Genomic DNA, 13,022 nt, shown 5'->3' with positions numbered 1-13,022 from the left:
CTGATTAGCCTGCTTTTTTTGTACTTGTAATCTCGTTTTCATTCAGAAGGTTGTAAATCGTCTAGCAATTTGATCTTCCTTAACGCATCGTTAATCCAAATTATATCATCATGTTTATATCCCTATACAGGAGGCAACATGAAGCGTTGGCTAGCGACACTATTATTAGTACTTCCATTAACAAGTATCTCGTCTGAAAAAATACTGACCGCAACAGAAATTATTGAGCGTTCCGATCAGCAAATGAGAGGCGAATCGAGTTATACCGTTTCTACCATGAACATTGTTCGCCCTGACTGGACGCGTTCAATGAGCATGAAATCCTGGAGCAAAGGACAAGACTTGTCTCTGGTTCTTGTGACTGCTCCAGCCAAAGACAAAGGCACCTCTTCTTTAAAACGCTATCGAGAAATGTGGAACTGGCTTCCGGGGATTGAGAGAGTAATTAAAATCGCCCCCTCTATGCTAGGTCAGTCCTGGATGGGATCAGATTTCACCAATGATGATTTGATAAACCAGTCTTCAATTGTGGTGGACTACACGCACGAGCTACTTGGCTCTGAAACCTTTGATGACGCAGATATGTGGCTGATAGAGGCAACGGCAAAGCCAGATGCTCCTGTTGTCTGGAGCAAGGTGAAACTCTGGATTTCTCAAAAAAACATTCTTACAACGCAAAGTGGAATTCTATGATGAGTTTGACGAGCTCGTGAATACGCTAAGTACCTATGAAGTGGAAGAACTGGGTGGAAGAATGGTATCTACCCGAATGGAAATGGTGCCAGCCGACAAACCGGGTCAGAAAACCGAAATGATTACCCATGACGCCCAGTTTGACTTTGAGATTGACAGTGACTTCTTCTCCCAGTCGCAGATGAAAGCCTTGCGAGATTAAATCAGGAGGCTTAGGCATGTTACTCACATTAGCGTGGCGAAATCTTTGGCGACAAAAACGCAGAACTATTTTAACTGCGTCTGCGCTGGCACTTGCACTCTTTCTGTCTTTGTCCATGCGCTCACTTCAGGAAGGTACTTACCAAAACAGCATCGACAACAGTGCGCGACTTTCCACTGGGCTAATTCAGCTTCAGCATCCAGAGTTTGGGGAAAGCAAGAGTATTGATGATCTTGTCTCCGGCACAGAAGAATTTATTGCTCCAATTAAAGATGACGAAGCCATTACCAACTTACTGCCAAGAATTGAATCCTTCGCATTAGCAGCAGCTAAAGATAAGTCGAAAGGAATCATGGTGGTAGGCGTTGAACCTGACTTAGAAGACCAGTATTCAAGTCTTGGGAAAAAGGTTTCCCAAGGTCACTATCTTGAAGCCGGAAAGCAGCAAGTATTGGTTGGTGAGTCGCTCGCAAGATATATGCAACTTTCCGTGGGCGACGAACTGGTTTTGTACGGGCAAGGTTATCGAGGGCAGACAGCCGCTGGCTTATTTCTTGTTTCTGGAATCATTTCTTTACCCATTCCCCAGCTTGAGAGTCAGCTGGTTTATATACCCATCGATCAGGCACAGATTATGTTCAGTACAGGTGACAAGGTCACTAGTTGGGTGATCCACATTGAACCGCTGAGCCAACTATCAACCAAGTTATCAGAACTTCAAACTTTATTTGGTGAAGAGACGCGAGTTCGCGACTGGATCGATTTGTCTCCTGAAACCGCTCAAAACATCCAGATGGACAAAGCCGGTGGCATTTTCATGATGCTGGTGCTTTACGGAGTTGTAGGGTTTGGTCTGTTCGCCACTATTTTAATGATGACACTCGAAAGGCAACGTGAGTTTGGCGTGATGCTGGCAACGGGATTGTTGCGTTCTCGCTTACTGACCTTAATTGGTATTGAATCGGTTTTGATTGGGCTTCTGGGGTCAGTAATGGGAATGATACTGGCGACACCTGTGCTTGTTTATTTTCATTTCAACCCAATAGAGCTGACCGGAGAAACCGCCACACTAATGCTGGAAGCAGGGATGGAGCCAGTTTTACCGTTTTCCTTATCAGGGGCGCTCTATTTAAATCAAGCCATGATCGTGCTTGGTCTGCTCCTGCTTTGTTTGATTTACCCTCTTATAAGGGTTTACAAGCTCAATCTGGTTAGTGCCCTGAAAGGAGGTGCCCATGCTGATTAAACTTGCCTGGCGTAACCTGTGGCGCAACAAGATTCGTACCGGCATCATGCTTGGTGCAATGGTATTTGGGTTGCTTGGCGTGGTGTCTATCATGGGCCTTATGAATGGTCTGATGGACAGTATGCTCAGTAACGCCATTTCCTGGCAGACAAGTCACATTCAGATCCATCAACGCTCTTACATTGATAACCCAGATCTACACGCACTTATCCCAAACAGTGACTCCTTAAAAGAAAGCATTGAATCGAAGGTCGGGGTAAAAGCGGTGTCATCCCGTTTCTTGGTCAATGGCATGATTGCTTCTGCCCGAAGTACTCGTGGAACCCGGATTAACGGTGTCAATTTACATGATGAAAAAGCCATTACTCCTCTTTCGGATCACCTTACTGAAGGTGAGTGGCTGTCAGAGGAGGGGAGAAATCCGGTTCTGGTCTCAGAAAAGACCGCGCAGCGATTAAAGCTCAGAATTGGTTCCAAAGTGGTTTTGACTTTCTCTGGAGCAGACAACGAAGTCGCAGGGGCAGCATTTCGAGTTCGCGGTATATTCAAAACGCCTTCAAGCAGCTTTGACGATGGAAACGTCTATGTAAGGAAATCCGATCTCTCCAAGTTAGCTGGTTTAGAAGGTGCACACGAAATTGCGATATTGTTGAAAGATGCCTCTAAGCCGACTCTGGAAGCCATGGTGCAGGACTTTAGAAAGCTTGTCTCATCGGATGTAGAAGTACGAGGCTGGCAGAAGGTTCAGCCTTTGCTGGCGTCGATGCAGGGGAGCATGGCAACCAGCAACACTCTGATACTGGGTGTGTTTGTCATTGCTATGGGTTTTGGCATTGTAAATATACTGCTGATGTCGGTCTTTGAACGTACACGAGAGTTCGGTGTTCTAATGGCGGTTGGAATGCAAAAACACCGTATCTTCACATTGATCCTACTTGAAGCGACATTGCTTGGCGCTTTAGGCGCACTATTGGGTGTTCTGAGTAGCATTGCTCTGATTTCGACACTTCATGCCTTTGGGTTGGATCTTAGCATTATGTCTGATGCGCTGGGCGCCTATGGCGTTGATACCATGCTATACCCGAGAATCCAGCTAGCTGAATACCAGCTTATTGTTGTTACTGTGGTCGTCGCGAGCATCGTCGCTGCCCTTTACCCCGCGCGTCAAATCCTGAAAAAGCAACCCGTTCAAGCCATGTCGGAGAAACACTAATTATGACTATTCAAATTCAAAGTTTACGTAAAACTTATAATCAGGACAGTGACTTTCCCGTACATGCAGTAAAAGACTTAAACCTTACTATTGAGCAAGGTGAGTTTGTTGCGGTAATGGGACCATCTGGATCGGGGAAAACAACACTTCTCAATATGTTGGGTGGAATTGACGAACCAACGTCGGGCAGCGTTGAAATCGAAGGTTGCAATATCTGCGACTTGGTAGAAAAAGATCTGATTGCATTTCGTCGCGATAACATCGGTTTTATCTTTCAGGACTACAGCCTGCTTCCTGTTCTTACTGCATTGGAAAATGTCGAATTTGTTATGCAGTTACAGGGCAGAGGCTCGTCTGAATGTGTTCAGCGTGCAACGGACCTTCTCATTAAAGTTGGTTTGGAAGATCAGATGCATAAAGTGCCAGCGAAACTGTCAGGAGGTCAACAGCAACGTGTGGCTGTCGCACGAGCTTTAGCACCTGCCCCAAGATTTGTAATGGCAGATGAGCCTACGGCTAACTTAGACGCCAAAAGCACATCTGAGCTATTGGACATTATGGAAAGGTTAAACCGAGAAGAAGGGACAACGTTCATATTTTCAACCCACGATCCCCGAGTCATCAAGCGTGCCAAACGCGTTATTGTTTTTGAAGATGGCTCCTTGCAAGAAGATAAACGGCAATCTTCTGTTCACGAGGCAGAACTCGTATGAGGAGCGTTTGGGGATTAATAGGCTTTTTACTTTCAATATCTGCGGCTGCACAAGTTCCGGGGCTAGCACCCGAAAGCAATTGGGACTTAGGTGGTTACGCAAAGTACATGGCAACGGTGAATGTACCAGATTCGGGGAGTGATAATGTTGTTGACCACTTAGTGCATCAGCGATTCAATTTTGAATATCGCTTCAATTCTCAATGGCGTGCTAACGTCAGCATGCGTAACCGGGTACTTTGGGGAGATTCTGTAAGCCGTGCGCCAAACTATGCGGATCTTATTGGTAAAGATTCTGGGTATTTCGACCTCACAACAAACTGGCTTGAGAAAGACAAAGTGATTGGAACGACTCAGTTTGATCGAGCCTATGTAAATTGGAATCAGGACTTTTGGTACGCCAGAGCAGGGCGATTTCGGGTCAATTGGGCGATGACCACGCTCTGGAATCCGAACGATATCTACAATACCTATTCTATTTACGATTTCGACTATGAAGAAAAGGGCGGCACCGATGCAATACTGATTGGTAAGAATCTGGGATTTGCCAGTGGTATCGATATTGTGTTCTCTCCCGGTAAAAATGATGAGAGTAATAGCTACTCTGTTCGCTATTTAGGTAACGAATCTGGGTGGGATTATCAGGTAATGGCAGGTAAATCCAAGACCGATAGAGTAATTGGAGCTGGGTTTGCCGGAGATGTTAAAGGCGCAGGCTTAAAGGGCGAGATCAGTTACTTTAAACCCGACGAAAACCAAATCAATAAAATAGAGTTAAAAAACAGTGTGATTGCTAGCCTAGAAAGCGATTACAGTTTTGGAGGAACACAGAACTGGCTTGGGCGAATTGCAGCACTTTATATATCACAACCGCAAGAAGTTGATAATGCCATCAAGTTTCTGAATATGCCCCTGACGGCGAGAACAATGAGTTTTTCTCGTTTTACGGGCTATGCAGATTTGGGTTTTGATGTGTCTCCGTTGCTCAGAGCGACTTTGAGTTCGACGATATATAGTGATGGTTCCATATTCTATGGCGGAAACGCCAGTTACTCATTGTCGGATAATACCCAGTTGATAGGTGTTGTTCAGCGCTTTGACGGCAGAAGCAATAGCGTATTTGGAAAATCCCCCGGAACGGCATTCTACGCTCAGGTAAAGTGGAGTTTCTAGTCCGCTGGTGGATGCGGAATTCTGTTTATTATGCTGTCAGGAGGTAGTTTTCATCGGTTTTGGGAAACAAGTCTGATTGTTTATATATGGAGCACAGAATGAACAAGTTGCTATGCGTTCAAATGGTCTGATTTGTGTTTCATAATTGATGTGTTTTTAATCGCAAAAGATCGCAAAAACTGTCTCAACTTTATGAATTGTTTGGGAAAAAACAGAAAAAGTACACAAAATTTACATTGGAATATTGTGCTTTATATTTTGTTTTTATTAGTTTAATGTTCCTGTTAATGGTTGTTTCTTGGGTGTATTTTCTTAAAATCATTCCATCTGTTGAGTAAATTATCAGCTACTTACAAATATTGCGTAAGATCTCAAAAGAAAAAAATTGGCGAAAATCATAAGCTTGGCATACACTTTTGTTTGTGGGGTCTTAAGTTACTAAATTGGCTCTACAAAATGCTTTGGCGCTACAAGTTTTGTAGCTAATGTTTAACACAGCTTTGAGGGAAGTTTTATGGCGCTCACAAAGGCCGATTTGGCTGAGAACCTGTTTGAAAAGCTCGGATACAGTAAACGGGATGCCAAGGAAACGGTTGAAGTGTTTTTCGAGGAAGTTCGAAAAGCCCTAGAAAGTGGCGAACAGGTAAAACTGTCTGGCTTCGGGAATTTCGATCTTCGTGATAAAAATGAAAGACCAGGTCGTAACCCTAAAACGGGCGAAGACATTCCGATTACTGCTCGACGCGTAGTTACGTTCCGACCAGGTCAGAAATTAAAAGCCCGAGTCGAGAACATCAAGGTTGAAAAGTAGCCTAAGCAAATAGACCACTTCGACGTGGTCTTTTTGACTTACACTGGTTTACGACTCATTCGCTTTGCTGCTTGCAGTGTTCAACTGTTGAAGTTGCTTGACTTAAGGTACAAACCTTAAGTCTGGCAACTTCTTGGTTTTCGAAGGTCAATAATATTCTGAGGCAGGTGGTCTTGTTTAGGCGGGTTTGCTCAAGGTTGTTGGCATATTTCGAACAAAAGGCACGGTAACCGTGCCTTTTTGCTATTTGATGTATTTAAATGAAGAGTTATGCAGCTTGCGGGGCAATGTATGGTTGCCAGGCTCTTTGATACAAGGTTTTCGCTTGTGACCTCAATGCTTTGATCTTTTCCTGTTCTCTTACACTGAGCTCGCGAGATTCGATCACCGCGGTTCGCTCTATCATCTGTATATTCTGGTAGATTTTGTGCTCAGCTCCGCTTTTAACTTCAGCAATATCACTCAGATGAAGTTGCACTTCAGCTACGATTTTGGTCCCTGGAAGCTCCAGTAACACGTTTAGGTCTCGATAGCCTGAAGGTGTGGGGGACTTAAAGCGGTTCTTGACCTTCAGAATCTTGGCATTTTGATGAAGCATTTCATAAGAAGCGACCAGGCTGGAAATATCGTCTGCAACTAAAGTAGCTCGGGCAAGATCGGTAATTCTTGAAACTTCGCCATTCAGTTCTTTTTCAATTTTCTCTTGCGCTCTTTCTTTGCTTTTCACTCCTGCGAAGTAAGGGGAAGTACCACTGAGCATTGCGGTTGTCTTACACAAGCTTTCTAACTCAAACTGAGCTTGATGTGCTTTCGAGTATAAAACATCAAAATCGGAATAAGGCTGAACAGGCTGAGTATTCATTGACTGAATGCTGTAAAGACCGCTTAAGCTGTGTCTGAATCGATTGGGATTAAGCTGGTTTTGAGACGTACCAGAACGAGGAGAGTCAGAGTTATAAGCAGGTGATGTAACGGCTGCGAGAGGTGCCTTGCTCAGAAGCAAAAGCATCAAAGCCGTCGTTTTGAGAAACAGGTTCATTCACACTCCTAGTAAGCGACAGTAAAGTGGGTACTCAAAGGGCACTGCGTTGCTAAGAATTTGAATTGTCTTTATTTGCCAGACAATAGTTAGATGGGGATAAGAACAACAAGTTCCAACCCCAATTGGGAATGTTAGCTAATAAGTGTGAGGTTGTGCTCAGAATTTTGTGTGGCAAGTTCGGATAAGAAAGACTTCAGCTGCTCTTTAGATGAAATTCTGATTTTAGAGTCTGAAAAACGATCGAATAGCTCACTGTGAAATGCGTAAGAATTTGCAGTATCTCTGTGATAATAAGATTCTGCCCAAAGCCTTTGGCGCTCCAGATCAGACGCACTCAGTTCATTGCCATAGCGCTGTTCGAGTTGTTCAATACACACAGAAAGTGGCATATCGAGGAAAATAACCTGATTGGAGTGAGAGCATAACTGAGATATAGGGTGCCCGAAAACACCTTCTGCAATCCAGTTTCCTGACTCGTTGAGATATTGCAGTTCATCTGAAATGACCTGGATTTTTTCAGCGATAGAATGGTTCTGATCTCGCCATGCCAGTTCATCCAGTTCAATGTGCCGCTGTCCGGTTTGGGCAGATATCTGCTTAGCCAAAGCAGATTTGCCAGCACTTATATTCCCAAATATAAGGGTGCGCTTAGCCATATTTGAACCTGACGTAATAATTATTTGTTTATATGCCGCACAAACTACGAGGATTGCCGTTTGAAATCCATGATAAACATTAAGGTTTAACGCAATACATGTTAAAAGTGTGAGCTTCACCCAATTTGATCTTTTTGCCAAAGACATAGTGTGAACTTAATTTTCTAGTGTGCGTTCCACATTTTTATTCACTTTCAAACGAGCAAAACACAGAAGCAGGGCGTTAGACATATCATCTTTATTCGCATAAATACGGCATATCAGACTTTTCCAAGCAAGTGGTATTAGATATGCTTTACAAAACGGTAGCTTAGGGCAAGAACATGCAAGACCAAGAGATTTGGCATCAAAAATGGGCATCAAACCAGATCGGTTTTCATCTGGAAGACGTCAACCCGTTGTTGATTAAATACTGGGAGAAACTGTCTCCCAGTCGAGAGCAAAAGGTGTTCGTCCCTTTGTGTGGAAAATCAGAAGATTTGGTGTGGCTGGCACAAAAGCATGACAATGTGCAAGGTGTTGAGTTAAGCGATATTGCTGTGCGAGCCTTCTTCGCGGAACATTTTTATACTCCAACTGTGACTACTGTGTCATCTCAGCATGACTGGTATCAGTTTGACGAGCTGAACATCTACACCGGTGACTACTTCACAGCGCCCATTGAACCAGTAGAGCTGATTTATGATAGAGCAGCGTTAATTGCTCTGCCAAAGGATCTGAGATCGAGCTACGTAGAAAGATTGAAATCCTTGCTTTTACCGGGTGGAAAGATTTTGTTGGTCACCTTGGACTACCCACAGGAAGAAATGGCTGGACCTCCATTCAGTGTTCCGAAAGATGAAGTACTGAGTTTGTTTGATGGCTTCAAGGTTACGCATCTAGCGCGAGACGACGCAGACGAAACACATCATCGGATAAAGAAAGGGCTTTCGAGATTTGCAGAAGAAGCCTGGTTAATTGAGTGAGAAGAAAAGAGCAGCCATTCGGCTGCTCTAATTTTTTATAGCGATAAATCAGTAAACAACCTTCACTTTTGAGGCTGCGTTTACGGCATCCGAAATCGCCTGTTCTGTATCATTACGACGAGTGAGGACAACCCCTAATCGGCGTCTTCCATCAATATCGGGCTTACCAAATAGACGAAGTTGAGTCTGAGGGGCATTCAGCGCTTCACTTACGCCCTCAAACCGAATGTTTTCTGATGTGCCTTGCCCCAAGATAACGGCTGATGCACAAGGTCCATACTGAGTAATTTGATTGATAGGTAGACCGGTGAATGCACGCACATGTAGGGCAAATTCCGAAAGCTCTTGAGAAATCAAAGTAACAAGCCCAGTATCATGTGGGCGAGGGGACACTTCATTGAAGATGATGTCGTCACCTTTCACAAACAGTTCCACACCAAAAATACCGAATCCTCCAAGCGCATTAACTACCTTACCGGCGACTTCTTGAGCTTTTTCTTTGGCAGCTTCTGACATCACTTGCGGTTGCCATGACTCACGGTAGTCACCATCTTCTTGTCTGTGACCAATAGGTTCACAGAAATGCACGCCATCTGAAGCTCTCACAGTGAGCTGCGTAATTTCATAGTCGAAATCGATAAAGCCTTCGACAATAACTCGACCTGCGCCAGCACGACCGCCTTCCTGAGCATAATCCCATGCTTTCTGGATGTCGCTTTCGCTCTTAATCACACTTTGTCCTTTGCCTGATGAACTCATGATCGGCTTTACAACACAAGGGATGCCTACAAAGTTCACCGCACTGGCGAAATCGTCGTAGTTGTCTGCGAAACGGTATGGAGATGTTTGGATCTGAAGCTCTTCCGCGGCTAAACGTCGGATTCCCTCACGGTTCATAGTGAGCTTGGTGGCATTTGCTGTTGGAACGACATTTAACCCTTGTGCTTCAAGCTCGACCAGCTTATCCGTGGCAATGGCTTCAATCTCTGGTACGACATAATCTGGCTTTTCTTGCTCAATGATGTCACTTAATGCTTTTGCATCAAGCATGTCCAGAACATGTGAACGGTGAGCTACTTGCATCGCTGGAGCGTCAGGGTAACGGTCACAGGCGATGACTTCTAGCCCCAACCTTTGACACTCTATCGCTACCTCTTTACCTAGTTCACCAGAACCAAGCAGAAGGACACGAGTTGCATTTTTACTTGTCGCAGTACCAAACATTTTCCTAAACCTTTATTCGAGAACCTGACGCGAATCATACTGAAATTTACGTGCCACGCAATCGTTTGCTTTCAATGATTTTCAATCAGATAAAAAGTATTAAGACCTTGTGATAACAAGGTCTTAATGTTTAAAGAAATGTTGTTTTTTATAGCGAAATGTATTCGAGAGATATGTCTGGATTAATGGCTTGAAGCGTTGCCTGAGTGTTCGCGAAGTGGCTTGACGTGCCAGAATTCGATTCGATTAGGACGGCATTGGTGATGAGTTCCAAAGAATCTTCAGCCAGAAGCAGTTGAATAAGTGCGACCTGAAGCGGAGGTAGACTAGGGTTGAAGGCCGCATTTTCAGCATACGCGCCAGAATATTCAGCACCGCTCTCAGTCTGTACCGCAACACCACTTAAATTATGTGAGTATGGCGCGTGGCTCATGTTTAAGGCATTCAGGGCCGCATTGACCAAAGATTTGTCGCTTTCAAACGATTTGCCATGGTCGATTTCTGTCATCAATGCAGACTCAATCCCGATATCCTGAGGTCCAAATGCCTCTGGCAGATATTCATGCAGAGTTTTGGGCTGACGATGGGGAAGCTGAACCGAGAGCTCCGTTGCTGTGTTCAATTCATTCATGAATTGGCGACAATGCCCGCACGGACTGAAGTTAACAGTAATGTCTTTGATGCCATGTTCTTTTTTCATCCAGGCGTGTGAAATTGCACATTGTTCCGCATGAATGGTTTGGCCGAGTTGGACGTTCAGAAATTCTACATTCGCACCAAAGTAAAGTCTGCCAGAAAGACCACGGGCAATAGCGCCAACGTAAAAATTAGAAATAGGAGCATGAGAGTAGGCAGCAGCCACGGGTAACAGAGCGACCCTTAGGTCTTCATCTTTAAGCCCGGATACTTCCATTAGGTGAGAAAACTGCTCAGAAGACAGAGTCGCATCATAACTTGGCTGAGAGGTAACTTCTTCAAGCGCATGTGCGAGAGCAGATGGAAGTTCTTTAATCGCCTTTAAAATCCTAGCGTTCATTTTTTATCCTTTTGGGTACATACAACGTTATTCTAGGAAATATACACGCTCACACAGTGATGTAAATCACGTAAAATTGTGTAATGGATTGCTGTGTTGCATTTTGTGAGTGATATTCAACTTGTAATTGATTACATCACATAAAGGTGCGAGCGAAGTCAAAATTATTAACAGAATGATTGATAGTGCGATATTTGAGCAGTTTTATATGGCTGGGAGAACTATCCCAACCACACAACAAGAGCGAAGAAAGCGGGGGCAAGAACGGACGTGAGCACACCACACACGACGAGAGCAAGGGAGCTGAATGCCGCGTCTTTAGGGTTCTTATCTGCGCACGCAGCCGTACCTAAAGCATGAGACACTGTACCCATGGTTAGACCTCGTGCAATAGGGTGCGTAATACCAATTAAGTTATAAATTGGGTAAGCGAAAACCGCTCCAAAAACGCCAACAAGTAATACCAGAATAGCGGCAACGGCGGGTTCGCCTCCCAGATAGCTGGATACTTCCATCGCAATAGGTGTCGTTACTGATTTCCCCAGTAAACTTGCTATCAGAGCGTGATCCGTACCTAGATAATGCGCAATCATCGAAGACGAAAACATAGACATAACACTACCCACTCCACAAGCAAGAAGAATGATCTTCCAGCGAGCTCGGATCTCGGGCAACTGCTCATATAGAGGGTAGGCGAGTGCCACCACAGCAGGCTGAAGTAAGTAGCTAAACCATTTGTTCTGTTCATAATAGGTGTCGAAGTCTACACCAGAATAAACTAAGACAGGGATGATGATAGAAACGCTGATAACCAGCGGATTCGCGATTGGGCTATTGAATTTTCTTGCAATACTTCGGGCAAAAAAGAAAACCACTACAGTTAGAAGCACCCACATTAGCTTGCTCCTTTTAACAGCTTTTCTAATCCGAGCGCCAACAAGATAAGCACAATGGCTGTCCCACCAACGGCACTCGCCAGAATGGGAAGCGCATTTGCCACCAGCATGTCAAAGTGGTTCATCAGCCCTACGCTGATTGGGACAAAAAGCAGAACCATATAACGGATAAACAGTTGCGATGTTGGTCTTACCCACTCAACGGGGATCCAACCCATTACAAGAAGAAAGAACAAAATCAGCATGCCAAAAATGCTGCCAGGAATGGCTAGCCCGAGCAAATGTTGAATAGTAAGACCCACCAGCAGGCAGGCCATAATAACCAGGAATGAAATTGCGTACCCTAAGACGCGTTGTAGCATTGCTGAATCCTTAAGAGACCAATTTTTCAACGTAATGGTATACGGATTTTAGCAAGGCAATCTTTTTCTCGTCACCGTCATGTTCGTGAACTAAGTTTTCCAGATTCTGCATGTATCCCGGTAGGTTGCTTTCAAAATACTCACGACAATGTGCTGCCCATTTCGCTTGTTCCGTTTCGTCCAAAGTCCATGGATAGTGACGAGCACGATAGCGGAAAAGCAGAGGTGCGATTCGTGCATCTTTTACATTCAAATCCAAGCCTGCGAGTTGTTCAGGTGATTTCTCTCTAATGATCTCCATGGCTGTCTTGTCTGCCGGAGAGAAGAATCCGTTATAGAGCTGAGTGTCGACATCTGGGTCTACATCGTACTCGTTTTGATTCTGGTAAAGCTCAATAAGCTTTTCCCTAATTTCTGGGTGTTGACGAATTACGGCAAGGTTTTTTAAGCACTGCTCGCGATCAATACCTATCGTTTCTGCGTTTTCCGCAGTTAATGTTTTTGCAGGTGCGAGGACAGGGCATTTGTTTAAGTGAACGAGTTTTATCGGAACTGGAAGTTCACCTTCGGAAAGCTGATCTCTTCTGGTATAGAGACGTTCTTTCAACTGTGCGGAATCCAGCTCAATAAGCGGGCGTGGGTCCATGGCAAGATTGACCATGACGACAGCATTTTGATTGGTTGGGTGCCACGCGACAGGAACCATCCACGAAGTGTAGGAGCATTCTGCACCCAACATACCGGAGACATGCATCAAAGGTGTCATGTTGACGATATCGACAAGCTCATTG

At 44.5% G+C, this 13,022-nt stretch carries 13 protein-coding genes and 1 pseudogene; 7 read left to right on the top strand and 7 right to left on the bottom strand.

The features are described 5' to 3' along the window. The first annotated feature begins 138 nt into the window (after positions 1 to 138). The 6 genes and pseudogenes from RH89_RS05565 to ihfA all read left to right on the top strand — a co-directional run bounded on the left by RH89_RS05565 (position 139) and on the right by ihfA (position 6,050). Positions 139 to 895: pseudogene (locus tag RH89_RS05565) on the top strand (outer membrane lipoprotein-sorting protein). Positions 896 to 911: 16 nt separating this feature from the next. Further along, positions 912 to 2,141 (top strand): ABC transporter permease, encoded by a 1,230-nt coding sequence (locus RH89_RS05560; protein ID WP_004400128.1) that lies wholly within the window; start codon positions 912 to 914, stop codon positions 2,139 to 2,141. Next, the gene (locus RH89_RS05555) at positions 2,131 to 3,354 is read left to right on the top strand and encodes an ABC transporter permease (RefSeq protein ID WP_004400127.1); all 1,224 of its coding nucleotides are present in this window, start codon (positions 2,131 to 2,133) and stop codon (positions 3,352 to 3,354) included. Before RH89_RS05560 ends, RH89_RS05555 begins: the two co-directional genes overlap by 11 nt. A 2-nt stretch (positions 3,355 to 3,356) precedes the next feature. Further along, positions 3,357 to 4,067: an ABC transporter ATP-binding protein gene (locus RH89_RS05550; protein ID WP_004400126.1), complete on the top strand. Its 711-nt coding sequence runs from the start codon at positions 3,357 to 3,359 to the stop codon at positions 4,065 to 4,067. Next, positions 4,064 to 5,239: a hypothetical protein gene (locus RH89_RS05545; protein WP_004400125.1), complete on the top strand. Its 1,176-nt coding sequence runs from the start codon at positions 4,064 to 4,066 to the stop codon at positions 5,237 to 5,239. The genes RH89_RS05550 and RH89_RS05545 overlap by 4 nt, the downstream gene beginning before the upstream one ends. Positions 5,240 to 5,753: 514 nt before the next feature. Beyond that, complete coding sequence (ihfA, locus tag RH89_RS05540; RefSeq protein ID WP_004400124.1) at positions 5,754 to 6,050, top strand: integration host factor subunit alpha; 297 nt, start codon at positions 5,754 to 5,756, stop codon at positions 6,048 to 6,050. Positions 6,051 to 6,318: 268 nt separating this feature from the next. Here the strand turns inward: ihfA and RH89_RS05535 are convergent, their stop codons facing one another. Further along, a complete protein-coding gene (locus RH89_RS05535; RefSeq protein WP_004400123.1) occupies positions 6,319 to 7,089 on the bottom strand; it encodes a RelA/SpoT domain-containing protein in 771 nt (256 codons plus the stop codon). A 134-nt stretch (positions 7,090 to 7,223) separates the two neighbouring features. After that, positions 7,224 to 7,748, bottom strand: a complete 525-nt coding sequence (locus RH89_RS05530) for a P-loop NTPase family protein (RefSeq protein ID WP_038145083.1) — start codon at positions 7,746 to 7,748, stop codon at positions 7,224 to 7,226. 323 nt (positions 7,749 to 8,071) lie between these two features. On the opposite strand from RH89_RS05530, the gene RH89_RS05525 reads away from it, so the two are divergent. Then, entirely contained in the window at positions 8,072 to 8,713 is a 642-nt protein-coding gene (locus RH89_RS05525; RefSeq protein ID WP_004400121.1) for a thiopurine S-methyltransferase, read from the top strand. A gap of 48 nt (positions 8,714 to 8,761) precedes the next feature. Here the strand turns inward: RH89_RS05525 and purT are convergent, their stop codons facing one another. The 5 genes from purT to sbcB all read right to left on the bottom strand — a co-directional run. Next, positions 8,762 to 9,937 (bottom strand): formate-dependent phosphoribosylglycinamide formyltransferase, encoded by a 1,176-nt coding sequence (purT, locus tag RH89_RS05520; protein ID WP_004400120.1) that lies wholly within the window; start codon positions 9,935 to 9,937, stop codon positions 8,762 to 8,764. Between the two features lie 148 nt (positions 9,938 to 10,085). Further along, positions 10,086 to 10,973 (bottom strand): cytidine deaminase, encoded by an 888-nt coding sequence (gene cdd / locus RH89_RS05515; RefSeq protein WP_004400119.1) that lies wholly within the window; start codon positions 10,971 to 10,973, stop codon positions 10,086 to 10,088. Between the two features lie 221 nt (positions 10,974 to 11,194). Continuing rightward, positions 11,195 to 11,869, bottom strand: coding sequence for an LrgB family protein (locus RH89_RS05510; protein ID WP_004400118.1), 675 nt, complete (start codon positions 11,867 to 11,869; stop codon positions 11,195 to 11,197). Further along, the gene (locus tag RH89_RS05505; RefSeq protein WP_004400117.1) at positions 11,869 to 12,231 is read right to left on the bottom strand and encodes a CidA/LrgA family protein; all 363 of its coding nucleotides are present in this window, start codon (positions 12,229 to 12,231) and stop codon (positions 11,869 to 11,871) included. The genes RH89_RS05510 and RH89_RS05505 overlap by 1 nt, the downstream gene beginning before the upstream one ends. Positions 12,232 to 12,241: 10 nt before the next feature. Further along, positions 12,242 to 13,022: exodeoxyribonuclease I (sbcB, locus tag RH89_RS05500; protein ID WP_004400116.1), on the bottom strand; the 781-nt coding region annotated here is incomplete at its 5' end.

The sequence above is a fragment of the Vibrio nigripulchritudo ATCC 27043 genome (genome assembly GCF_000222685.1).
In the GTDB taxonomy this organism is placed as follows: Bacteria; Pseudomonadota; Gammaproteobacteria; order Enterobacterales; family Vibrionaceae; genus Vibrio; species Vibrio nigripulchritudo.
The sequence above is the reverse complement of the archived record's forward strand: the minus strand, read 5'-3'. Positions and strand labels throughout refer to the sequence as shown.